Raw genomic sequence first — 22,608 nt, 5'->3', positions numbered from 1 at the left:
GCGACAATCGCGCCATGAGTGATGTTCTGAAAAACGCCCGCCGCATCGTCGTCAAGGTCGGTTCGAGCCTGGTGACCAACGAGGGCCGCGGCCTCGACGCCGAGGCGATCAACGCCTGGTGTGTGCAACTCGCCGCGCTGGTGCGCCAGGGCCGCGAGGTCGTGATGGTGTCGTCCGGTGCCATCGCCGAAGGCATGAAACGCCTGGGCTGGTCGACCCGGCCGAAAGAGTTGCACGAGTTGCAAGCCGCCGCCGCTGTCGGCCAGATGGGCCTGGCGCAGGTCTACGAAACCAGCCTGCGCGAACAAGGCCTGGGCAGCGCCCAGGTGCTGCTGACCCACGCCGACCTGGCTGACCGTGAGCGCTATCTCAACGCCCGCTCGACGCTGCTGACGCTGCTCGGTCTGGGCGTGGTGCCGGTCATCAACGAGAACGACACCGTCGTGACCGACGAGATCAAGGTCGGCGACAACGACACGCTGGGCGCGCTGGTGGCCAACCTGGTCGATGCCGACGCCCTGGTCATCCTCACCGATCAGCGTGGGCTGTATTCGGCCGACCCGCGCAAGGACCCGAATGCGCAGTTCATCCACGAGGCCGAGGCCGGCACGCCCGAACTCGAGCAGATGGCTGGCGGCGCCGGTTCGAGCATCGGCAAGGGCGGCATGATTACCAAGATCCTCGCTGCGAAGCGGGCTGCCGGCAGTGGTGCCTCCACCGTGATCGCCTGGGGCCGCGAGAAGGATGCGCTGCTGCGTCTGGTCGACGGCGAGGCCATCGGCACCCTGCTGATCGCCAGCACGCCCAAGGTGGCGGCGCGCAAGCAGTGGATGGCCGACCACCTGCAGCTCAAGGGCTCGGTGCGGGTCGACGACGGCGCGCTGCTCAAGCTGCGCGACGAAGGCAAGAGCCTGCTGCCGATCGGCGTGGTCGAGGTGCAGGGCGACTTCGTGCGCGGCGACGTGATCGCGGTGCGCTCGCAAAAGGGCATCGAGATCGCCCGCGGCCTGGCCAATTACGCAGCCAACGAGGCGCGCCTGATCGCGCGCAAGCCTTCGTCGCAGATCGAGGGCCTGCTCGGTTATGCCAACGAGGCCGAACTCATCCACCGCGACAATCTGGTCCTGGTGTGACTCGCGGTCGTGACATCGATCACGTCGACCTTGTGTCAAAGTGTCAGCAATGACGTCAGATGCGCGCTTGTGGCACGGTTTGCGCTCGTGATCGCCGCGAGCCGCTGTTAGGATTTGGCGGTGGCTGTTGCGGTGTCTGCTGAGCAGCCGCTGCGTGCCGGTTCATTCACGAGAGATGGGAAATCACATGTCCAAGGTTCTGAGTTCTGTTCTGATCTGCGCCTCGATGCTGGCGTCGGCCTCGGCCTTCGCCCAGGCGCAAGGTGGCGCTACCACCACCACCACCACGGTGACGACTGGCACCACCGGCCTGAGCACCGTCGTCGGTGGCGTCACGGTCGGCACGATCGCTGCCGTCGGTGCTGGCGTGCTGGTGGTGGCTGCTGTCGCCGACAGCGGCGGCGGTTCGACGGCCGCGACCGCGACTGCGACCGCCACCCGCTGATCCGGAACCCTTCCTGATCAAGCCTGCCCCGCGAGGGGCATTTTTTTTGTCTGGATCCACACATGACGCCGCGTCTCGCCTGCTCCGTGCTGGTTGCCGTGCTGCTGGCCGGCTGCGAGGTCGTGCCCAGTGCCTCGTGGCAGATCGTCAATCGCACCTTCGACTCGGCGCCTTCTGCCACCCAGTCGCAGGCCCGGCCCGACGCCCGTTTCGAGTACCTGCAACTCGACCGAGGCGCGAGTTCATTGCGCCTGGTGCTGGGCTATCGCAGCCTGCTGGCGCTGACGGCGCCAGGCCGGGTCGCGCCGATCCAGGAGCACTGGTACAGCGGTGACCGGGAACTGCTGGTGCTGCGCGATGGCCGGCTCGAACAGGCGCTGGGCATGGCGATCGAATGGCGTTCCAGCCAGGCGCCCGCCCAACCCGACTGGGACGCGCTGCTGGCCAGCCCCCGGCCGCTGCAGTGGCAGCGCCGTCGCGACGAAATGCCGGGCTACCGCTACGGACTGGTCGATGAGATCGAGTCGCGGCGTGTCGATCCGACATCTGCCGCGATCCCGGCCGTGAGCGGGCTCGGCGAAGGCCTGGTCTGGGTGCAGGAAGACGTGCGCAGCCCGCTGGCCGACGGGCGCATCTGGCAGCACCGCCAGTGGTTTGCGCTGGCCCGCGAAGGCGAGCGCTGGCGGGTGCGCTGGAGCCGCCAGTGCCTGGCGCCCGACTGGTGCCTCGACCTGAAAACGCTGGACCGGGCGCCGTCCTGAACCCTGCTGCCTTGAGCCATCCCCGACCTGAGACCGATTCGATGATCCTGCAACCTTCGCCTGTGCTGCGCAAGCTGCGTGCTTGCTGTGTCGGTGGCCTGCTGGTCTGGGGTGGCACGACCCTGGCTGTCGGTGCCACGCCTGTCCAGCAGCAGACCATCCAGACGCCCCAGCGTCTCAGTGCCTGGCTGAACCAGCATCGCGACGAACTGGCCGGGGCCGATGTCCTGGGCCTGATGTGGCTGGTCGAGAGCGAAAGAGCGGCGCAGGCGCAGGCGCGTGAACGCCTGCTGGTGCGGCTGGCCGATGTCGCGCGCGAACGCCGCCGCAGCGGGCTGGCAACGCCTGGCATCGATCGCCTGATCGCCCAGGTCGAGGCCGGCGAGGCGACCGGGCGGGTGCTGACGGCCGCGCTCGACGCGCGCTGGCTGGAGGCCAATCCGGCGCGCGATCCGGTGCTGCAGCCGGGTGACCGCCTGCGCTGGGCCGGCCGGCCGGGCACGGTGCAGGTCCTGGCCGACGACGGCCGTCGCTGCGTGCTCGCGCAGCGCGCAGCGGCCCGCGTGCACGAGCTGGTCGATGCCTGCCTGGACGCGCAGTCGGCACGGCCCGACCGGGTGTGGGTGATCCAGCCCGACGGTCGGGTGCAGCGCCACGGGGTCGCGGCCTGGAACACCGAGCCGCCGCTGCAACTGGCCCCGGGCGCGCTGGTCTGGATTCCGCCGGCCGGGATCGATGCGGCACTGGCCGCCGACGTGGCGTCCTGGCTGGCCTGGGCGGGGCCGCAGGCCGATCCTGCTGCCGATGCCTCGGACACGGTCTGGCGCCAGGTCGAGGCGAGCGACGAGCAGCTCGCCGCGCGTCGCCAGGCCCAGGACCTGGCGGTGCGCAATCCGCCGACGCTGAGCGACTGGGGCTTCACCGGCCTGCTGCAGACGCCGACGGCGCGCATGCAGCCCGAGGGCGCGCTGTCATTGAGCCTGCAGCGCACCTGGCCCTACACCCGCACCAATGTCTTTCTGCAGCCGCTCGAAGACCTCGAGATCGGTTTCCGCTACACCGCCGTTGCCAACCGCCTCTACGGCGCGGTCAATTTCTCCGGCCAGCAGTCCTACAAGGACAAGAGCATCGACGCCAAGCTGCGCCTGCTGCGCGAGGGGGCCTGGTCGCCCGAACTGTCGGTCGGCATCCTCGACATGGGGGGCACCGGGCTGTTCGGCTCCGAATACCTGGTGGCCAACAAGCGCTGGGGCGGGCTTGACTTCAGCCTCGGCCTGGGCTGGGGCTATCTGGGCCAGCGGCGCGACCTGCGCAATCCGCTGTCGGCCGTCAGTGCGCGCTTCGATGACCGACCCGGTGCCAGCACGCTGACCGGCCAGGGCGGCACCATCGGCTGGTCGCGCTTCTTCCGCGGCCCGGTCGGGGTGTTCGGGGGCGTGCAGTTCAGGCCGTCGTCGTGGCCCCTGCTGGTCAAGCTCGAACTCGATGGCAACGACTACCAGTCCGAACCGCAGGCCAATCGACAGCCGCAGAAGTCGCCGCTCAACCTCGGGCTGGTCTACCAGCTCAATCCGACCGTCGACCTGAGCCTGGGGCTGCAGCGCGGCAACCGGCTGGCCTTCGGCCTGGCTTTCCACGTGCCGATGGCCGACTTGAACACGCCCAAGCTGCTCGACCCGCGACCGATCGGGGTCAGCCCGCTGCGACCGGTCCAGGCGCCCGCACTGGCGACCACGCTGGACGAGCTGTCGCTCCAGACCGGCTGGGCGCCACGTGGCGTCACTCGGGCATCGTCGACCGTGGTCGCCGAATTCGCCGACGTCGATTCGCCCTATCTGCGCGATCGCCTCGACAAGTCGCTGCAGGTGCTGCACCGCGATGCACCGGCCGAGGTCGAGCGCCTGCAGGTCCGGTTCGACGTGCTGGGCCGGCCGGCGCTGCTGGCCGAGGTCGACCGACAACCCTGGATGGCAGGCCAGACCGAGGCGCCACGCAGCAACACCGTCGTCGATGCGGTGCAGTTGCGCCGCCTCGATGCCGACGCGGTGCTGCCCGCGGCACCGGCGCCGCTGGCCGAGGCGCAGCGCGATCAGAAGCCGCTGTCGCTGCGTCCGTCGATCGACCTTCACCAGACCATCGGTGGCCCGAACGGCTTCGTGCTCTTTGACGTCAGCGCCTCGCTGAGGGGCCGGTTGAGCCTGCCGGCGGACTGGCGGGTCGACGGGGAGGCGCGGCTGCGGCTGATCGACAACTACGGCGGCTTCACCTTCGATGGCAGCAGCCAGTTGCCACGTGTGCGCACCGACATGCGCTCCTACCTGGTGACCTCGCGCGTCACGCTGGAGCGCCTGGCCCTGTCGCAGGCGCGGGTGCTGACCGGCAACCAGTACTACGCCGTCTACGGCGGCTACTTCGAGTCGATGTTCGGCGGAGTCGGCGGCGAGTGGCTGTACCGCCGCAACGGCTCACGCTGGGCCTTCGGCATCGACGCCAACCGGGTGCGGCAGCGCGACTTCCACCAGGACCTGCGCTGGCGCGACTACACCGTCTCGACCGGCCACGCCACGCTGTACTGGGACACCGGCTGGCAGGGTATCTCGACCCGGCTCAACGTCGGCCAGTACCTCGCCGGCGACCGCGGCGCCACGCTGACGCTGCAGAAGACCTTCGACAACGGCACGACGATGGCGGTGTTCGCCACCAAGACCAATGTCTCGGCCGCCCAGTTCGGCGAAGGTTCGTTCGACAAGGGCATTTCCCTGTCGATTCCCTTCGACACCTTCCTGCCGCGCTCCAGCAACGCCACCGGCCATTTCCTGTGGCGACCGCTGACACGTGACGGCGGCGCGATGCTGGGTCGTCCGGTCGAGCTCCATCGCGAGACCCGGCTGCTCGATCCGCGCACGCTGGAGCAGCGCGTCGCGCCCTTGCCCAATCACCTGCTGCCGGTCGACGACCAGCGCCCGACGGGCCAGGCGAGTCGCTGACGCGCCGGCCGCCGTTGCGATTCAGCCCAGCACCGGCGCCAGCGCGCGCCGGGCCTCGGCCTCGTCGAGTGCCTGCCGCCGCGCGTAGTCCTGCAACTGGTCCTCGCCGATCTTGCCGACGTTGAAGTAGACGCTGTCCGGGTGCGCCAGGTAGAAGCCGCTCACGCTGGCGGCCGGCGTCATCGCCAGGCTCTCGGTCAGCGCCATGCCGATGTCCTGGGCATCCAGCACCTCGAACATGCCGCGCTTGACCCGGTGATCCGGGCAGGCCGGATAACCCGGCGCCGGCCGGATGCCGCGGTAGGCCTCGGCGATCAGCTGCTCGTTGCTCAGCGACTCGTCGGCCGCATAGCCCCAGAGCTCGGTGCGCACGCGCTGGTGCAGGTGTTCGGCAAACGCTTCGGCCAGGCGATCGGCCAGGGCCTTGAGCATGATGGCGCTGTAGTCGTCGAGGTCGTCGATGAACTGCTGCTCCTTCTTCTCGACGCCCAGGCCCGCCGTCACCGCGAACAGGCCGATGTAGTCGGGCTTGAGGCCTTTCGGCGCGATGAAATCGGCTAGGCTGCGATTGGGGCGGCTCACTCCGTCGATCACCGGCCTCGCTGTCTGCATGCGCAGCGGCTGCCAGCGCAGCAGCACCTGCTCGCGTGACTCGTCGGCGTAGACCTCGATCACGTCGTCGTCCACCGTGTTGGCCGGCAGCAGGCTGATCACGCCGTTGGCCTGCAGCCAGCGGCCTTCGATCGCGCGCTGCAGCATGCGTTTGCCGTCGCTGAACACGCGCACGGCCTCGGTGCCCACCACCTCGTCCTTCAGGATGTCGGGGAACTTGCCCGCCAGGTCCCAGGTCTGGAAGAACGGCGCCCAGTCGATGCATTGCGCCAACTCGCTCAGGTCCTGGTTGCGGAACACGCGCCGGCCGATGAACTTGGGCTTGGGCGGCGTGTAGGTGCTCCAGTCGACCGGCGTCTTGTTGGCGCGCGCTGCGGCAAGCGTCACCATCGGCGTGGCCTTCTTGTTGGCGTGCTGCTCGCGCACGCGGTCGTAGTCGATCTTGAGTTCGTCGATGAAGCGCGCCGCGCGCTCGTCGCTCAGCAGATCGGAGCACACGCCCACGCTGCGCGAGGCATCGGGCACGTAGACGACAGGGCCTTCGTAATGCGGCGAGATCTTGACGGCGGTGTGAACGCGGCTGCAGGTCGCGCCGCCGATCAGCAGCGGCATCTTCCTGTCGCGGAAGAACGCGTCGCGCTGCATCTCGGCGGCCACGTGCTGCATCTCCTCCAGGCTCGGCGTGATCAGGCCCGACAGGCCGATGATGTCGGCGCCTTCGAGCTTGGCGCGCGCCAGGATGTCCTGGCACGGCACCATCACGCCCATGTTGACGACCTCGAAGTTGTTGCACTGGAGCACGACGGTGACGATGTTCTTGCCGATGTCGTGCACGTCGCCCTTGACGGTGGCGATGACGATCTTGCCCTTGGCCTTGACGTCGCCGCCGGCGTCCTGCAGGGCCTTCTTCTCGGCCTCGATGTAGGGCAGCAGATGGGCCACGGCCTGCTTCATCACGCGGGCCGACTTGACGACCTGCGGCAGGAACATCTTGCCCGCGCCGAAGCGGTCGCCGACGATGTTCATGCCCGCCATCAGCGGGCCTTCGATCACGTGCAAGGGCCTGCCACCACGGGCCGAAATCGCCTGCCAGGCCTCTTCGGTGTCGACGTTGATGAAGTCGGTGATGCCATGCACCAGCGCGTGGCTCAGGCGGTCGTCGACGCTCACCGGCGCCTCGGCCGTGCCGCGCCAGGCGAGCTTGCTGCTCTCGTCGCGGGCCGCGCCCTTGGCGGTTTCGGCGATCTCGACCAGGCGTTCGCCGGCGTCCGGACGACGGTTCAGCACCACGTCCTCGACGCGCTCGCGCAGCGTGGCTTCGAGGTCGTCGTACACGCCCACCATGCCGGCGTTGACGATGCCCATGTCCATGCCGGCCTGGATCGCGTGGTACAGGAAGACGGTGTGGATCGCCTCGCGCACCGGCTCGTTGCCGCGGAAGCTGAAGCTCACGTTGCTCACGCCGCCCGACACCTTGGCGCCGGGCAGGTTCTGCTTGATCCAGCGCGTCGCCTCGATGAAATCGACCGCGTAGTTGTCGTGCTCCTCGATGCCGGTGGCGATGGCGAAGATGTTGGGGTCGAAGATGATGTCCTCGGGCGGAAAGCCCACCTCGTCGACCAGCACGCGGTAGGCGCGTTCGCAGATCTCGATCTTGCGGGCGTAGGTGTCGGCCTGGCCTTTTTCGTCGAAGGCCATCACCACCGCGGCCGCGCCGTAGCGCTTGACCAGCCTGGCCTGGCGCTTGAACTCGGCCTCGCCCTCTTTCATCGAGATCGAGTTGACGATGCCCTTGCCCTGGATGCACTTCAGGCCGGCCTCGATCACCTCCCACTTCGACGAGTCGATCATGATCGGCACGCGCGCGATCTCGGGCTCGCCGGCGATCAGGTTCAGGAACCGGACCATCGCCGCGCGGCTGTCGAGCATGGCCTCGTCCATGTTGATGTCGATCACCTGCGCGCCGTTCTCGACCTGCTGGCGCGCCACCGCCAGCGCCTGCTCGAACTGGCCGTTGAGGATCATGCGGGCGAAGGCCTTCGAGCCCGTCACGTTGGTGCGCTCGCCGATGTTGACGAACAGCGTGCCTTCGCCGATCTCCACGGGCTCCAGGCCCGAAAGCCGCATCGGCGGCGGTGCGGCTTGCACGGTGGCGGCGGGATCGGTCTGGAGGCTGCTGGTCATGGCGCGGACTACTGGCTGCGGCCCGGCAGTCGGCGCCACGGCCCACCCGTGGCGCCCTGTGCGGGCGGGGGTGAGCGTCGTTGGCAGCGCCACATGTGTGGCGTGGCCCCGAGCCTGGCAGCGTGATCGCACGCCGTCGCAACGCTCCTCGGGGAAGGGCCGCATTGTAAGGGCGGGTCGATCCGGGTTCGGCTTGTCCGGCACACGCGGCGCAGCCAGAATGCCCGCGTGAAACGCCCAACCGCTGCCACCTCCTCGTCCGGCCCGGCCGCCGTCCGCTCGCACCTCGACAGCCGCCGGCGTCGCGCCTGGCTCGCTGCCACGGCCACCCTCTCTGCGGTGGGCCTGGTCGCCTTGGCGGGCTGCGCCGCGACCGGTCCGGCGCCCCCGGCCCTGTTCGAGCCGCGCGCGCTCAGCCTCGCCGAGCTCGACGCCGAGTTGCGCCGCGAGCTCAAGGGCACGCCGGTGCAGATCAGCGCCACGGCGGCCTCCAGCGAGTCGCCGGCCTTGCTGATTGGCGTGCCGCAGCCGCATGGTTTCGAGCTCGGCAGCGCGGCCGTCAAGCCCGCCTTGGCGGCGGTGCTGGACCGTCTGGTGGCCGCTCTGAAAGGCAACCCGCGCTGGCTGGTCCAGGTCAGCGCGCCCTTCGATCCACGCAGCGGCAGCTTCCAGGGCCAGGACCGCGCCTCGGCGGTGCGCGACTACCTGGTCGTGCGCGGTGTCGCCGCGCCGCGTTTCGAGCCGCCGCGCGGCAATGCGGGCTCGGCCACCGAAATCACCGTGATCGACCGACCCGTGCGCCCTTGACGGGTCCGCCGCGCCGTCAGGCCGCCAGCAGATCGCTGAACGGCGCCGTGTGCCGGCAGCGCGGCTGGTAGCGGCCCACGCGTTGCGCAATCTCGGCGATGTGCGCGGGCGTGGTGCCGCAGCAGCCGCCGGCGATGTTGAGGAAGCCGGCTTTCGCGAACTCCTCGATCAGCGCGCCGGTCACCTCCGGCGTCTCGTCGAAACCGGTGTCGCTCATCGGGTTGGGCAGGCCGGCGTTCGGGTAACACGACACGAAGGTCTCGCCGGCGATCTTGGCCAGCTCCTCGATGTAGGGGCGCATCAGCGTGGCGCCGAGCGCGCAGTTCAGGCCGATCGCGATCGGCTTGGCATGCCGCACGCTGTGCCAGAACGCGCCGACCGTCTGGCCCGACAGGATGCGGCCCGACGCGTCGGTCACGGTGCCCGAGATGATCACCGGCAGGCGCTCGCCGGTTTCTTCCATCAGCTCGTCGAGCGCGAAGATCGCCGCCTTGGCGTTGAGCGTGTCGAAGATGGTCTCGACCAGGAACAGGTCGCAGCCGCCGTCCATCAGCCCGCGCGCCTGTTCCTTGTAGGCGGCGTGCAGCTGGTCGAAGTCGGTGTTGCGCGCACCGGCGTCGTTGACGTCGGGGCTGATGCTGGCGGTGCGCGGCGTCGGGCCCAGCGCGCCGGCCACGAAGCGCGGCTTGTCGGGCGTGCTGTAGCGATCGCAGCATTGCCGCGCCAGCCGTGCGGCCACGAGGTTCATCTCGTAGGCCAGTTCGCCGAGCTGGTAGTCGTCCTGCGCCACGAAGGTGGCGCCGAAGGTGTTGGTCTCGATGATGTCGGCGCCGGCGGCCAGGTACTGGTCGTGGATCTCGGCGATCACGTCCGGGCGCGTCAGCACCAGCAGGTCGTTGTTGCCCTTGAGGTCGCTCGGGTGATCAGCGAAGCGCTCGCCGCGGAACGCCGCCTCGTCGAGCTTGTAGCGCTGCACCATCGTGCCCATCGCGCCGTCGAGCACCAGGATGCGTTGCTGCAGCAAGGCGGGCAACTGGGCGCCGCGGGTGTAGGCGGGCGACGGATTGGATTGAGGCGACGGCGTGTTCATGGCGCGAATTGTAGGGAGCGGGCCCGCGTCACGCCGCCGCGGGGTCAGCGCAGGAAGCCGATGCCGCGCCGCTCGCGCACCTGCGGCTTGACGCGGTGTTCGGCTTCGAGCTGCGACAGGAACTCGTCCGCATCGAGCGCCGCGCCCAGGATCTCGGCCTGGCGCTGCACCGCCGCGAAGTCGCCGCAGGCGAGCTGGTCGAGATGTGCCAGCCGCGTGCTGCGCTCGGCGTTCAGCGCGCCGGCATCGCCGCCCAGCGCCTCGGCCACATACATGCGCACACGCTGCTCGGCGGTCAGCGGCTGGAAGGCGATCTTGAAGGTGAAGCGCCGCAGCGCCGCCTCGTCGAGCTCGGTGAACAGGTTGGTGGTGCAGATGAAGATGCCGCCGAAACGCTCCATGCCCTGCAGCATCTGGTTCACCTCGGTGACCTCGTAGTTGCGCTCGGCGCGCTGGCGGCTGCGCAAGAAGCTGTCGGCCTCGTCGAGCAGCAGCACCGCCTGTTCGTGTTCGGCGGCGTCGAACATGCGCGCCATCGCCTGCTCGGTCTCGCCGACGTATTTGCTCATCAGGTCGCTGGCCTGGCGGATCATCAGCGGCCGCTTCAGCTGCTCGGCGATGTGCTCGGCCAGCGCGGTCTTGCCGGTGCCCGGCGGGCCGTAGAAACACAGCGCGCCGTGGCCGCGCAGGCGCAGCGATTCGACGATGCGCTCGACCGGATAGCGGCTCTCGATGTTGAGCAGGCCGAGGTCGTAGCGCGTCACCACCGGCCGCTGCGCACGGCTGGCGCCGGGCCGGTTGCCCAGCGCGAGGTCGGCGTGGGCGATCTGGCGCTCGATCAGCGCCTCGACGTCATCGCCTTCGGGCGCACCCACCAGCCTCGCAAACCGCACGGCGGTGCGGATCTGCGCCGGTGTCAGCGCCGGGCGTTCGGCCAGCCGCTGGCAGAACGCCGGGCTGACGGCCGCGCCGCTGAGTGCCCGCGTCACCAGCGCCTCGCGCGCGCCGGGCGGCGGCGATTTCAGCTCCAGGTGGTACTGGAAACGGCGCCGGAACGCCGGGTCGATCTGCTCGATGCGGTTGGTCAGCCAGATCACCGGCACCGGGTTGGTCTCCAGGATCTGGTTCACCCAGGCCTTGCCGTTGACCGAATGGCCGGCGCCGCTCTCGCCTGCCTCCAGCCGCGCGATCAGCTGGGCGGCGTCCGACGAGATCGGCGGGAACACGTCCTCGACCTCGTCGAACAGCAGCGCCACCTGCGGGCTCGCCTTCAGGAACACCTGGCTGATCTGCAGCGAGCGGTAGCGGTCGCGCCCGGACAGCGAGTTGCCGTCGCGGTCGGCGTATTCGACCTCGTAGAGATCGAGCCCCGCGGCCTGCGCCGCCACCCGCGCCAACTCGGTCTTGCCGGTGCCGGGCGGGCCGTAGAGCAGCACGTTGACACCCGCCTCGCGGCGCTGCACCGCCTGGCCGAGCAGCGTGGTCAGCACCTGCAGCTCTTCGGCGACGTAGCCGAAATCGGCCGCGCCCAGCTCGCTCTTGACCGACGGCCGGGTGAACACCGCCATCAGGTCCTGCGGGTCGCGGTATTCGCGCATCAGCACCGGCGGCAGCTGGTCGGACACCTTCATCAGGTCGGCGAGGTCGGTGATGTTGTGCTCGGAGATCAGGTTCTCGATCATGCCCACGCGTTCGAGCCGGCTGCCCGCGCGCAGCGCCTCGGCGACCTCGCGTTCGTCGACCCCGGCCACCTCGGCCAGCGTGGCGTAGGCCTCCTGCGCGCTCGAGACCTTGAACTCGACCAGCAGCCCGCGCAGGTCGCGCTGGTAACGCGCCAGCGTGCCGTAGAGCAGCAGCGCGCGTTCGGCCGGGTTGAGTTGCAGCAGCGCGCCAAGCACGTCGACGTTCTTCTGCACCAGCGTCGAGGCGGCGCGCAGCTCGCGCCCCAGCCACTCGGCGGTGCAGCCGAGCAGCGACATCAGGTCCTTGGGCGCGTCCTTGACGTAGTCGTCGAGGTAGAAGAACAGCGTCGACTCGTCATACGGCCCGTGCCACCAGCCGTGCTTGGCCAGGAAGGCGGCGTCATCGAGCTGTTCGTGGCGGGCCCAGCCGTCGTGGCCCTTGACGCGGCGGGCGAGAAACTCGCGCAGCCGCGCCAGCACGGTGGTGGGCCAGACCAGGTGGCGGGCGGTCAGCGCGAGCAGGCTGTTCCAGTCGCGCCGGCCGGTGAAACGCGGCGCGTGGCGCAGCGTCAGGGTCAGCACGAAGTGCGAGCACAGCAGGTCGAGCACCGGCGCGGCGTGCAGGGCGGGTGACACCACCGGCCGCGTGCCGCGGGTGGCCGCGAGCCTGGCGACGCGGCGCGCGGCGGTCGCATCCGGCGTGGTGTCGGCGGTCTGGCCGGCTGTTGATCTGGGCCCCAATCTGCGCATCAGGCGGTCTCCGCGGCTGACCTGCGGGGCCTGAAGGGATCGGCGGCGCGCGAGGTCTGCACCATCTTCGCGCCAACCGCCGCGTTTGTGCAAGCCGGGTGGCTTGCACGGTCACGAGCCCGCGCCGCCCTTGCCGGCCGCGGGCGGCCAGGCTCAGTGCAGCACGACCGGCTGCTGCGCCAGGACCGTGAAACTCGACAGGTAGTCGTCGATCTCGTCTTCGTCCGGGGCGTTGGAGATCAGCGCCTGGACGCCCAGCTTGAACTGCTCGGCGGCGGCGCCTTCGAGGTAGATCTCGCGCCGGGCATGCTTGTCGACGATCTCGTAGCCGCCGCGCTTGAGCGACTCGCCCTGCGGCAGGGCACCGTCGATCGACAGCATGGCCTGACCGGTGAGGTCGAATTCGAACTGCACGACTGCGAAGTTTTCAGAGTTGTAGAGCATGTGCATGGTGTTTCTCCGTTGACGGGCTATCTGGGGCGACCGAGGCGGGTTTCAAGCCTGTGGCCGGCGGGTGCCGTGTGCTTGCGGGCACCGCGTGCTTGTCATGGAGATCGGTCGCGCGCCGGCTTTCTGTAGCCGTGCTGCCGGGATCACCGTCGACGGCGTGCCACGTTCACGGTGGCAAGGTCTGCACCTGCCTGAGCGTGAGTTCGAGCGGGTCGCCGCGGCGCTCGGTCAGGCGCACGCGCCGCGGCCAGTGGCCCAGCGCCGGATCGGTCCAGACGTCGGCCAGCGTGTCGTCGGGCCGGTCGGACTGGCGCCGCCAGTGCCAGCTGCCGTCGGCGTCGATCTGCTGCAGCACGAACACCCAGTGCTGCACCTCGCCGCCGGTGCTGGCCACGTCCATCTCGAGGCGCGAACCCGCCGGCAGGCGGCGCACGCCGGCCAGGCGGGTGGCGATCTGGGCCATCCAGCTGACCCGGTCCTGCGCGCCGGGGCGCAGCGGCAGGCTCGCGGTGCTGGCCGAAAACGTGATGCGCGGCGCGCTGCCGTCGTCCGGCCGGATGAAGTTGACCGCCCGCTCGCTGCGGCGCAGGCGCTGCTCGGTGTGGCGCAGCGGGGCCAGCCCGGCGGCGTCGAAGCCGCCTTCGCTGCGCTGGACCAGGATGCTGCCCAGCAGCGGCAGCTGGCCTTCCAGGCGCAGGCGGTAGCGCTGGCCGTCATGGCGCCATTCGAGTTCGCCGCTGCCTTGCAGCATGCCGCGCTGCAGGCGGTATTCGAGCTGCACCGACGGCGGCGCCTGCGGCGTGGTGTCGATGCCGGCGGGCCGTTCGGCGCGGGTCGGCATCCGGCCGCCGGTGGCCGGCATCAGCGCGGTCGACAGTGCCTCGTCTGCGGCGGGGGATGGCGCCTCGGCGGCCGCAGAAGGCGTGTCGGCGCCCTGGCTGGCGGGGCTCACGGGGTTCACGGGGCTGTGCGGGCGCTTTTCCGGCCGATCGGGCACGGGCGGGCTCGCCGCCGCCGGGGCTGCCGCAAGCGTGGCGCGGCTGCGGCTGGCCACCGCAGCGGGCGCCGGCTCGGGTGTCGGCGACGTCGGCGGTGAAGGCGGCGGCAGCAACTGCACCGGCGTGGCACTGCGTTGGGCCGCGGGCTGCGCCGCCTGTGCGGGGGCAGCGAACAGCAGGGCCGGCGCCTGCTCGAGCACGGCCAGGTGCGCGCTCAGGACCAGCGCGCCCAGCACCCCGAGCGCGCGCGGGTGCGGGCGCTTGGCGGTGCGGTGCGGCGGCGGTGAAGGGGTGTTGTGCAAGGGACTCCTGGGGTACGGCTCGTGTCAGGCCCAAATCTACAATGCCCGGCAATGAAACTTGCAAGCTACAGGGACGGCTCGCGCGACGGCCAGCTGGTGGTCGTCTCGCGCGATCTGAGCATGGCGCTCTACGCCAACGGCATCGCCAGCCGGCTGCAACAGGTGCTCGACGACTGGAACTTCCTGTCACCGCAGTTGCAGGATCTGTCCCAGACCCTCAACCACGGCAAGGCGCGCCACGCCTTCCCGTTCGAGCCGGCGATGTGCCTGGCGCCGCTGCCGCGGGCGCCGCGCTGGGTGCGTGCGGCCGCTTACCTCGGCCCGCTCGAACGCGCGTTGCGCTCGCGCGGAGTCGAGCCGCCGACCCGGCTCAAGTCGCAGCCGCTGTTCCACCCGTCAGCCAGCGACCTGTTCGTCGGCGCCGCGCAGGATGCGGTGTTCCGCAGCGCCGACGCCGAGATCGATTTCGAGGCCCAGTGGGCGGTCGTGACGGCCGACATCGCCGCCGGCGCCAGCCCGGACCAGGCCCTCGAAGGCGTGCGGCTGGTCGGCCTGCTCAACGACTGGACGCTGCGCGCCACCGCCGATGCCGAGCTGGCACAGGGGGGCGCCTGGGTGCACGGCAAGCCGCCGGCCGGCTGGGCGCCGGTGCTGGTCACGCTCGACGAGCTCGGTGGCGCCTGGCAGCGCGGACGGCTGGCGCTGCAGGTGGAGATCCGCCACAACGGCAAGCACTTCGCCCGGCTCGCGACCGGCGAGGGCATGCAGTTCCACGTCGGCCAGCTGCTCGCCACCTTGGCCCGCCAGCGTCCGTTGACGGCCGGCACGCTGCTCAGCAGCGGCGCGATCGGCCAGGACGACGCCGCAGCCGGCTGCGCCAGCCTGATGGCGCAGCGCGTGGGCGCCGCTGATGCCAAGCCCGCCCGGCCGCTGCCCGACTACCTGAAGGACGGCGACGAGGTGCAGATCGAGGCCATCGGCGCCGACGGCCAGAGCGTGTTCGGTGCGATCGCGCAGACGGTGGTCACCCGTGATTGAACGCGGCCTGCGCGCCGTCCGGGCGCTGTCGCGGGCCGGTGGCGTGCGGGTCGCGCTGCTCGTCCTGGTGGCCGGTCTTGCCGGCACACCGACCGCCCGGGCCGAGTGCCCGCCCGCGCCGCAGCCCTACACGCAGCAGGAGATCGACGACGGCGAGCGCCTGGCGCGCAACCGCGGCTTCCTGTTCGAGGTGCGCAAGGGCGGGCGCCTGTCGTATCTGTACGGCACCACCCACATCGGCCGGCGCGACTGGGTTTTCCTTGGCCCGTTGGTGATCGCGGCGCTCGGCTCGGTCGACCGCGTCGCGCTCGAACTCGATCTCGGTGATGCCGACGTGCTGCAGCGCCTGCAAGCGGGCGTGCAGCGCCGCGCCGACAGCCCCGCGCTGCCCGCTGATCTCGAGCAGCGCCTGGGCGCCGCGCGCCAGGCCGCCTGTGCCGACGAGCTGGCCGCGCTGCGCCCGGAGTTCCAGGTGGTCGGGCTGGCCGGCCTGGCCTTGCGGCCGGACGGATTCGATCCGGCCTACGGCGTCGACGCGGTGATCGCCGAGTTTGCCGCGGCTTCGGGCAAGCCGGTGCTGGGCCTCGAGACGCCCGAGGCCCAGCTGGCCTTGCTGCTGCGCGACGACGCCACGGCTGTGGCCGAGCTCGTCGGCAGCACGCTCGACGAACTGGCCCGGCCGCAGACCCGCACGTCCATGCTGCGCCTGATGCAGGCCTGGGACGAGGGCGATCTCGGCACGCTGCGCCGCTACGAAAGCTGGTGCGATTGCCTGAACACGCCGCTCGAGCGCCAGCAGTGGGCGGCGCTGCTCGACGGTCGCAACCCGGCCATGCTGGAGCAGCTGGTGCAGTGGCACGAAGGCGGCGAGCGGCTGTTCGTCGCGGTCGGCGCCTTGCACCTGGTCGGGCCGCAGGGCCTGCCGGCCCTGCTCGAGGCGCGCGGCTTCGAAGTCCGGCGCGTGCTCTACCCCCGACAGTGATGGCTCATTCGATTGCGTCGCCGCGGTGACACCGGCTGCGGCGCTGGGCACAATCACAGGCGCAGAACCCCAAACGATCCCATCGGAGACACCATGAGCGAAACCACCGACTTCACGCAGGCCTACAGCCAGGCCAGCGACGCCTTCACCAAGTTCGTGCCGGGCTTCGAGTTCCTGCAGGGCCTGGTCAAGAACGCCGGCAAGGCGCTGCCGTCGATGGGCCAGTGGGTCGCGCCGACGCTCGATCCGGCCGAGCTCGAGCGCCGCATCGAGGAGCTGAAGACGGTGCAGTTCTGGCTCGAGCAGAACGCCCGCATGCTCGGCGCGACGATCCAGGCGCTCGAGGTGCAGCGCATGACGCTGGGCACGCTCAAGGGCATGAACGTGTCGCTGGGCGACCTGAGCGAGGCGCTCAAGATGCGTGTGCCCGACATGTTCACCGGCATGGCGGCCGCGGCCGAAAGCGCCACCCAGGCCGCCACCCAGGCCGCCAGTGCGAGCGCCAGGGCGGCGGCCCCTGCGCCAGCCCCGGCCCCCGAACCGGCCGCCGCCGGTGCGTCTGCCGGCGACGACGGTGCGACCGGCCCGGTCGACGCGATGCAGTGGTGGGGCGCGCTGACGCAGCAGTTCACGCAGCTGGCCTCCCAGGCGATCCAGGCCACCAGCGACGCGGCCCGCCAGGCCAGCGAGGCCACCAGCGACGCCGCCAACCAGGCCAGCCAGGCGGTGCAGGCCGCCACGGCCGCTGCCGCCGAGGCCGCTGCCGAAGCGGCCAAGCCGATGACCGATGCCGTCAACGAGGCGGTCAGCCAGTCGGTCAAGGCGGCCAAGACGGTCAAGGCCGCCGCCGCCGCACCGGCGGCCAGCCCGGCCAAGCCGCGCGCGGCCGCCAAGAAGGCCACGGCCACGCGCGCCAAGCCGGCCGATGCCGCTGCGGCACCCAAGGCCGCGCGACGCCGGGCGAGCTGATGCCACGTTCTCACGGGGCACCGTCCGCACAGGCTGTCAGGACCCGCTGATGTCGATCCAGGTCCCCGTGTTCTTCCACGCCCACGCCACCCACCCCGACGCCCACATGGCGCTGGCGCTGGCGGCCGCGCAGATCGAGGCCCAGCGCAGCAGCGCCGTCCGGGGGGCGGCGGCAGCGGCGCCCAACCTCGGCTGGATCTACATCACCGACCACTACGCGGCACAGGCCGAAGCCCTGCTGGCCGAGCTGCGCCAGCGCTGGCCGGGCGTGTCGTGGGTCGGCACGGTCGGCGTCGGCGTGTCGGCCAGCGGGGTCGAATACGTCGACGAGCCCGCGCTGGTGCTGATGCTGGCGCAGCTGCCGGCCGGCAGCTTCTCGCTCTACAGCGGCGAACATGCGCTCGGCCCGGCCGACATCGGCACCGGCGTGCACACCGCGATGGTCCATGCCGACGGCGACACGCCCGAGCTCGGCGAGCTGATCCACGAGCTGGCGCAGCGCACCGACAGCGGCTACCTGTTCGGCGGCCTGGCCGCTTCACGCACCCGCAGCCTGCAGATCTGCGCGCCGTCGCTGGCCGCGGGCGGGCCGGGCTGGGCCGGCGGTGTCTACGAGGGCGGCGTCTCGGGCGTGGCCTTCGGCCCGGCGGTGGCGCTGGTGTCGCGTGTCACGCAGGGCTGCCAGCCGGTCGGACCGGTGCGCCGCGTGACGGCCGCCGAGCAGAACCTGGTGCTGGCGCTCGACGGCCAGCCGGCGCTGCCGCTGCTGCTGGCCGACCTCGGCATCGACCTCGAGGACCCGCGCAGCGCCTTGCCGCGCCTGCGCGCCACGCTGGTCGGACTGAGCGACGCCGGCGACGAGAACCTGTCGCGTGGCGGCCAGTTCGGCGCCGACACCCGGGTGCGCCACCTGATCGGGCTCGACCCGGCACGCAACGGCGTGGCGGTGGCCGACCGGGTCGAGGTCGGCATGCGGCTGGCGTTCTGCCGCCGCGATGTCGAGGCCGCGCGGCGTGACCTGGTGCGCATCTGCGCCGAGATCCGCGAGGAACTCAGCCCCGGCGACGACGAGTCCGACCCGACCGACGGCGAGGCCGACGACGGCCGCTCGCGCATCGCCGGCGCCATCTACGTCAGCTGCAACGGCCGCGGCGGCGCGCACTTCGGCGGGCCGTCGGCCGAGCTGCAGATCGTGCGCCACGCGCTGGGCGACGTGCCGCTGGTCGGCTTCTTCGCGGGCGGCGAGATCGCCCGCCATCACCTCTACGGTTACACCGGCGTGCTGACCGTGTTCGTCAGTTCGGCATGATCCGGATCGATGCCGATGCACACCGCCGCCTGATGCCGACCCCCCGCACCACCGAGTCGAATGGAGAACGCCCCCTCATGAACGCCGCCCTGCCGCGTGAGGCCAGCACCGAGTTCGCGCCCACTGAAGTGATGGGCGCGCCCGATGCCGCCACCCGCGCTCAACGCCAGACCCAGGTCGTCGCCGCGCTGACCGCGCTGCTGCCCGCCCACGCGCTGCTCTGGCACGGCGAGGACACCGTGCCCTACGAGTGCGACGGCCTGACCGCCTACCGCGAGCGCCCGCTGGTGGTGGTGCTGCCCGAGACCGAGGAACAGGTCGCCGCCGTGCTGCGCACCTGCCACCGCCTCGACGTGCCGGTGGTGGCGCGCGGCGCCGGCACCGGCCTGAGCGGCGGCGCGATGCCGCACGCGCTGGGCGTGACGATGTCGCTCGCCAAGTTCAACCACATCGTGCGCATCGACGCCCGCGCCCGCACCGCGCGGGTCCAGTGCGGTGTGCGCAACCTCGCCATCAGCGAGGCCGCGGCGCCCTACGGCCTGTATTACGCGCCCGACCCGAGCAGCCAGATCGCCTGCACCATCGGCGGCAACGTGGCCGAGAACTCCGGCGGCGTGCACTGCCTGAAGTACGGCCTGACGCTGCACAACGTGCTGCAGGTGCGCGGCTACACGATCGAGGGCGAGCCGGTCACCTTCGGCAGCGAGGCGCTCGACGCGCCCGGCCTCGACCTGCTCAGCGTGGTGGTCGGCAGCGAAGGCATGCTGGCCGTCACCACCGACGTCACCGTCAAGCTGGTGCCCAGGCCGCAGCTGGCGCGCTGCATCATGGCCAGCTTCGCCACCGTGCAGGCCGCCGGCGAGGCGGTGGCGCAGATCATCGCCGAGGGCATCATCCCGGCCGGCCTGGAGATGATGGACAAGCCCATGACCGCCGCGGTCGAGGACTTCGTGCATGCCGGCTACGACCTCGCCGCCGCCGCCATCCTGCTGTGCGAGAGCGATGGCACGCCCGAGGAGGTGGCCGAGGAGATCGAGCGCATGCGCGAGGTGCTCTCCGGCTGCGGCGCGACCCGGCTCGAGGTCAGTCGCGACGAGGCGCAGCGGCTGCGCTTCTGGAGCGGGCGCAAGAACGCCTTTCCGGCGTCGGGCCGCATCAGCCCCGACTACATGTGCATGGACAGCACCATCCCGCGCAAGCGCCTGGCCGACATCCTGCTGGCGATCGCCGAGATGGAGATCAAGTACGAGCTGCGCTGCTGCAACGTCTTCCATGCCGGCGACGGCAACCTGCACCCGCTGATCCTGTTCGATGCCAACGATCCCGACCAGATGCACCGCTGCGAGCTGTTCGGCGCCGACATCCTCGAGACCAGCGTGCGCATGGGCGGCACCGTCACGGGCGAACACGGCGTCGGCGTCGAGAAACTCAGCTCCATGTGCGTGCAGTTCTCGCCCGAGGAGCGGGCCCAGATGATCGCGCTCAAGTACGCATTCGACTCGCGTGGCCTGCTCAATCCGGGCAAGGTCATCCCCACGCTCCACCGCTGCGCCGAGTACGGCAAGATGCACGTCAGCAAGGGGCTGCTGCCCTTTGCCGAGCTGCCGCGGTTCTGAGCAGCCAATCACATTCCATACACCGATGAGCAAGGCGTTGAACAGCCTGGTCGAGCGCGTGCGCGCCGCCAGGGACACGAGCAGCCCGCTGGCGATCCGCGGCGCTGGCACCAAGGCGTTTTACGGCGAGGCCATCACCGGCAGCGTGCTCGACACGCGTGACCTGACCGGCATCAGCAGCTACGAGCCCAGCGAGCTGGTGCTGACCGCGCGCGCGGGCACGCCGCTGGCCGAGGTCGAGGCCGCACTCGCCGAGCGCGGCCAGTGCCTGCCGTTCGAGCCGCCGCGTTTTCCAGATCCCGAGCGGCCCGGCCAGCGCGGCGGCACGATCGGCGGCGTGGTGGCTTCGGGCCTGGCCGGCCCGGCGCGGGCCAGTGCCGGCGGCGTGCGCGACTACGTGCTCGGCGCCACCTTGCTCAACGGCGAGGGCGAGGTGCTGAGCTTCGGCGGCCAGGTGATGAAGAACGTCGCCGGCTACGACGTGTCGCGCCTGCTGGCCGGCTCGCTGGGCGTGCTGGGCGTGATCTGCGAGGTCTCGCTCAAGGTGCTGCCGGTGCCGCCGGCCACCACCACGCTGCGCTTCGACTGCGAGCAGGCCCGCGCCCTCGACCTGCTGCAGACCTGGGGCGGCCAGCCGCTGCCGCTCAACGCCAGCGCCTGGTGGCAGGGCGCGCTGATCGTGCGGCTGTCGGGCGCGGTGGCGGCGGTCGAATCGGCCAGCCACACGCTCGGCGGCGAGGTCATCGACGCGCGCCTGGCGCAGGGCTTCTGGGCCGGCCTGCGCGACCAGACCGACGAGTTCTTCAACGACGCCCGCCGCGCGCTGGCCGACGGTGCCGCGCTCTGGCGCGTCAGCGTGCCGGCCGGTTCGCCGCCGCTGGCGCTGCAGGGCGAGCAGCTGATCGAGTGGGGCGGCGCGCAGCGCTGGTGGGTCAGCCGCGACGGCGTCGCCCGCGTGCGCCAGGTGGCGGCCCAGCATGGCGGCCATGCCACGCTCTACCGCGCCAAGGACAAGGCCGCGGTGCTGGCCGGCGCCACAGCGGCCAGCGTGTTCGAGCCGCTCAAGGCGCCGCTCGACCGCATCCACCGCGACCTGAAAAAGAGCTTCGACCCGCATGGCCTCTTCAATCCGGGCCGGCTTTACCCCCATCTGTGAGCGACCTGCGTCGCTCGCATCCTTGACCGCAGCTGCCGGCTGACCCCTCCATGCAAACCCACCTGGCCCCCGAATACGCCGGCACCACCGACGGCGAGGACGCACAGGCGATCCTGCGCAAGTGCGTGCACTGCGGCTTCTGCACCGCCACCTGCCCGACCTACCAGCTGCTCGGCGACGAGCTCGACGGCCCGCGCGGGCGCATCTACCTGATCAAGCAGGTGCTCGAAGGCGCCGAGCCGACCCGCAAGACCCAGCTCCACCTCGACCGCTGCCTGACCTGCCGCAACTGCGAGAGCACCTGCCCGTCGGGCGTGCAGTACGGCCAGCTGGTCGAGATCGGCCGCAAGGTGGTCGACGCCAAGGTGGCGCGCCCGGCGGCCGAGCGCCAGGTGCGCTGGCTGCTGCGCGAGGGCATGACCTCGGCGCTGTTCGCGCCCGCGCTCAAGCTCGGTCAGATGGTGCGCCCGCTGCTGCCGGCCTCGCTCAAGAACAAGGTGCCGCCCAAGCCCAGCCCCGGCCAGCTCGCCCATGCGCAGCGCTGGCCGACCCGCAGCCACCCGCGCCGGGTGCTGATGCTGATGGGCTGCGTGCAGCCGACGCTGGCGCCCAACATCAACACCGCCACCGCGCGCGTGCTCGACGCCTGCGGCATCCAGACCCTGGTGTCCGACGAGGCCGGCTGCTGCGGCGCGGTGCGCGCGCACCTCAACGACCACGACGGCGCGCTGGCCGACATGCGCCGCAACATCGACGCCTGGTGGCCGCTGGTCGAAGGCATCGGCGACAACAAGAAGGTCGAGGCGATCGTCTTCAATGCCTCGGGCTGCGGCGTCACCGTCAAGGAATACGGCCACGCGCTGCGCAACGACCCGGCCTATGCCGAGAAGGCCGAGCGCATCGGCGCGGTGGCGAAGGACCTGTCCGAGCTGCTGCCCGATCTGGTGCCGCTGCTCAAGTCGCGCCTGGGCGTGCGGCCGGCGGGCGCGGCGCCGCGCGCCAAGCTGGCCTTCCACCCGCCGTGCACGCTGCAGCACGGCCAGCAGCTGCGCGGCGGCGTCGAGACGGCCTTCGCCGAGCTCGGTTACGACGTGCACCTGGCCACGCAGGACAGCCACCTGTGCTGCGGCTCGGCCGGCACCTACTCGGTGCTGCAGCCCGAGCTGGCCTACCAGCTGCGCGACCGCAAGCTCGCCACGCTCGACGCCCGCGCGCCGCACGCCATCATCAGCGCCAACATCGGCTGCATCCAGCACCTGCAGACCGGCACCACCACGCCGGTCAAGCACTGGATCGAAGTGCTCGACGAGCTGCTCGCCAACTGACACTTCGACGGC

Annotated in this window: 17 protein-coding genes and 1 riboswitch; of the genes, 12 read left to right on the top strand and 5 right to left on the bottom strand. The window is 70.9% G+C overall.

Translation table 11 applies throughout. The features are described 5' to 3' along the window. Positions 1–14: 14 nt before the first annotated feature. From proB to LCHO_RS16315, 4 genes are all read left to right on the top strand, one after another. On the top strand, positions 15–1,133 hold the full coding sequence (gene proB / locus LCHO_RS16330; protein ID WP_012348279.1) for a glutamate 5-kinase: 1,119 nt from the start codon (positions 15–17) through the stop codon (positions 1,131–1,133). Between the two features lie 187 nt (positions 1,134–1,320). Further along, positions 1,321–1,578: a hypothetical protein gene (locus tag LCHO_RS16325; protein WP_012348278.1), complete on the top strand. Its 258-nt coding sequence runs from the start codon at positions 1,321–1,323 to the stop codon at positions 1,576–1,578. Positions 1,579–1,640: 62 nt separating this feature from the next. Continuing rightward, complete coding sequence (locus LCHO_RS16320) at positions 1,641–2,339, top strand: YjbF family lipoprotein (protein ID WP_012348277.1); 699 nt, start codon at positions 1,641–1,643, stop codon at positions 2,337–2,339. 41 nt (positions 2,340–2,380) lie between these two features. Continuing rightward, positions 2,381–5,326 carry a YjbH domain-containing protein gene (locus LCHO_RS16315; protein ID WP_012348276.1) on the top strand — a complete coding sequence of 982 codons (2,946 nt, stop codon included), beginning with the start codon at positions 2,381–2,383 and terminating at the stop codon, positions 5,324–5,326. 21 nt (positions 5,327–5,347) lie between these two features. On the opposite strand, the gene metH is transcribed toward LCHO_RS16315, so the two are convergent. Beyond that, positions 5,348–8,122, bottom strand: coding sequence for a methionine synthase (metH, locus tag LCHO_RS16310; RefSeq protein ID WP_012348275.1), 2,775 nt, complete (start codon positions 8,120–8,122; stop codon positions 5,348–5,350). A 65-nt stretch (positions 8,123–8,187) separates the two neighbouring features. After that, a riboswitch (S-adenosyl-L-homocysteine riboswitch) is annotated at positions 8,188–8,278 on the bottom strand. 72 nt (positions 8,279–8,350) lie between these two features. On the opposite strand from metH, the gene LCHO_RS22325 reads away from it, so the two are divergent. Continuing rightward, a complete protein-coding gene (locus LCHO_RS22325) occupies positions 8,351–8,929 on the top strand; it encodes an OmpA family protein (RefSeq protein ID WP_050757390.1) in 579 nt (192 codons plus the stop codon). A 16-nt stretch (positions 8,930–8,945) separates the two neighbouring features. Here LCHO_RS22325 and LCHO_RS16300 read toward each other — a convergent pair whose 3' ends face one another. From LCHO_RS16300 to LCHO_RS16285, 4 genes are all read right to left on the bottom strand, one after another. Further along, entirely contained in the window at positions 8,946–10,019 is a 1,074-nt protein-coding gene (locus tag LCHO_RS16300; protein ID WP_012348273.1) for a homocysteine S-methyltransferase family protein, read from the bottom strand. 44 nt (positions 10,020–10,063) lie between these two features. After that, positions 10,064–12,451 (bottom strand): ATP-binding protein, encoded by a 2,388-nt coding sequence (locus LCHO_RS16295; protein ID WP_012348272.1) that lies wholly within the window; start codon positions 12,449–12,451, stop codon positions 10,064–10,066. Positions 12,452–12,604: 153 nt separating this feature from the next. After that, positions 12,605–12,901 (bottom strand): BTH_I0359 family protein, encoded by a 297-nt coding sequence (locus LCHO_RS16290; RefSeq protein ID WP_012348271.1) that lies wholly within the window; start codon positions 12,899–12,901, stop codon positions 12,605–12,607. A 166-nt stretch (positions 12,902–13,067) separates the two neighbouring features. Continuing rightward, entirely contained in the window at positions 13,068–14,201 is a 1,134-nt protein-coding gene (locus LCHO_RS16285) for a DUF3108 domain-containing protein (protein WP_012348270.1), read from the bottom strand. Between the two features lie 51 nt (positions 14,202–14,252). Here LCHO_RS16285 and LCHO_RS16280 point away from each other — a divergent pair, with 51 nt between their 5' ends. The 7 genes from LCHO_RS16280 (at position 14,253) to glcF (ending at position 22,596) form a co-directional block, all read left to right on the top strand. Further along, entirely contained in the window at positions 14,253–15,239 is a 987-nt protein-coding gene (locus LCHO_RS16280; protein WP_012348269.1) for a fumarylacetoacetate hydrolase family protein, read from the top strand. After that, the gene (locus tag LCHO_RS16275; protein WP_012348268.1) at positions 15,232–16,221 is read left to right on the top strand and encodes a TraB/GumN family protein; all 990 of its coding nucleotides are present in this window, start codon (positions 15,232–15,234) and stop codon (positions 16,219–16,221) included. The genes LCHO_RS16280 and LCHO_RS16275 overlap by 8 nt, the downstream gene beginning before the upstream one ends. Positions 16,222–16,314: 93 nt before the next feature. Continuing rightward, positions 16,315–17,190 (top strand): PhaM family polyhydroxyalkanoate granule multifunctional regulatory protein, encoded by an 876-nt coding sequence (locus tag LCHO_RS16270; RefSeq protein ID WP_012348267.1) that lies wholly within the window; start codon positions 16,315–16,317, stop codon positions 17,188–17,190. A 49-nt stretch (positions 17,191–17,239) separates the two neighbouring features. Further along, positions 17,240–18,499 carry an FIST signal transduction protein gene (locus LCHO_RS16265; protein ID WP_012348266.1) on the top strand — a complete coding sequence of 420 codons (1,260 nt, stop codon included), beginning with the start codon at positions 17,240–17,242 and terminating at the stop codon, positions 18,497–18,499. 77 nt (positions 18,500–18,576) lie between these two features. Next, on the top strand, positions 18,577–20,115 hold the full coding sequence (locus LCHO_RS16260) for an FAD-linked oxidase C-terminal domain-containing protein (RefSeq protein ID WP_012348265.1): 1,539 nt from the start codon (positions 18,577–18,579) through the stop codon (positions 20,113–20,115). Positions 20,116–20,140: 25 nt separating this feature from the next. Further along, a complete protein-coding gene (gene glcE, locus LCHO_RS16255) occupies positions 20,141–21,271 on the top strand; it encodes a glycolate oxidase subunit GlcE (RefSeq protein ID WP_012348264.1) in 1,131 nt (376 codons plus the stop codon). Between the two features lie 50 nt (positions 21,272–21,321). Then, positions 21,322–22,596: a glycolate oxidase subunit GlcF gene (gene glcF / locus LCHO_RS16250; RefSeq protein ID WP_012348263.1), complete on the top strand. Its 1,275-nt coding sequence runs from the start codon at positions 21,322–21,324 to the stop codon at positions 22,594–22,596. Positions 22,597–22,608: the final 12 nt, after the last annotated feature.

The sequence above is a fragment of the Leptothrix cholodnii SP-6 genome (assembly GCF_000019785.1).
Taxonomy (GTDB): Bacteria; Pseudomonadota; Gammaproteobacteria; order Burkholderiales; family Burkholderiaceae_C; genus Sphaerotilus; species Sphaerotilus cholodnii.
This window is presented reverse-complemented; position numbering and strand designations above follow the sequence as displayed.

What these genes read in the sequence shown, in the direction of transcription:
- LCHO_RS16320 (WP_012348277.1), top strand. Translation starts at nt 1,641, where the DNA reads ATGACGCCGCGTCTCGCCTGCTCCGTGCTGGTTGCCGTGCTGCTGGCC.
- LCHO_RS16270 (WP_012348267.1), top strand. Translation starts at nt 16,315, where the DNA reads ATGAGCGAAACCACCGACTTCACGCAGGCCTACAGCCAGGCCAGCGAC.
- LCHO_RS16325 (WP_012348278.1), top strand. Translation starts at nt 1,321, where the DNA reads ATGTCCAAGGTTCTGAGTTCTGTTCTGATCTGCGCCTCGATGCTGGCG.
- LCHO_RS16295 (WP_012348272.1), bottom strand. Translation starts at nt 12,451, where the DNA reads ATGCGCAGATTGGGGCCCAGATCAACAGCCGGCCAGACCGCCGACACC.
- LCHO_RS16260 (WP_012348265.1), top strand. Translation starts at nt 18,577, where the DNA reads ATGAACGCCGCCCTGCCGCGTGAGGCCAGCACCGAGTTCGCGCCCACT.
- metH (WP_012348275.1), bottom strand. Translation starts at nt 8,122, where the DNA reads ATGACCAGCAGCCTCCAGACCGATCCCGCCGCCACCGTGCAAGCCGCA.
- LCHO_RS16265 (WP_012348266.1), top strand. Translation starts at nt 17,240, where the DNA reads ATGTCGATCCAGGTCCCCGTGTTCTTCCACGCCCACGCCACCCACCCC.
- glcE (WP_012348264.1), top strand. Translation starts at nt 20,141, where the DNA reads ATGAGCAAGGCGTTGAACAGCCTGGTCGAGCGCGTGCGCGCCGCCAGG.
- LCHO_RS16300 (WP_012348273.1), bottom strand. Translation starts at nt 10,019, where the DNA reads ATGAACACGCCGTCGCCTCAATCCAATCCGTCGCCCGCCTACACCCGC.
- glcF (WP_012348263.1), top strand. Translation starts at nt 21,322, where the DNA reads ATGCAAACCCACCTGGCCCCCGAATACGCCGGCACCACCGACGGCGAG.
- LCHO_RS16290 (WP_012348271.1), bottom strand. Translation starts at nt 12,901, where the DNA reads ATGCACATGCTCTACAACTCTGAAAACTTCGCAGTCGTGCAGTTCGAA.
- LCHO_RS16315 (WP_012348276.1), top strand. Translation starts at nt 2,381, where the DNA reads ATGATCCTGCAACCTTCGCCTGTGCTGCGCAAGCTGCGTGCTTGCTGT.
- proB (WP_012348279.1), top strand. Translation starts at nt 15, where the DNA reads ATGAGTGATGTTCTGAAAAACGCCCGCCGCATCGTCGTCAAGGTCGGT.
- LCHO_RS16280 (WP_012348269.1), top strand. Translation starts at nt 14,253, where the DNA reads ATGAAACTTGCAAGCTACAGGGACGGCTCGCGCGACGGCCAGCTGGTG.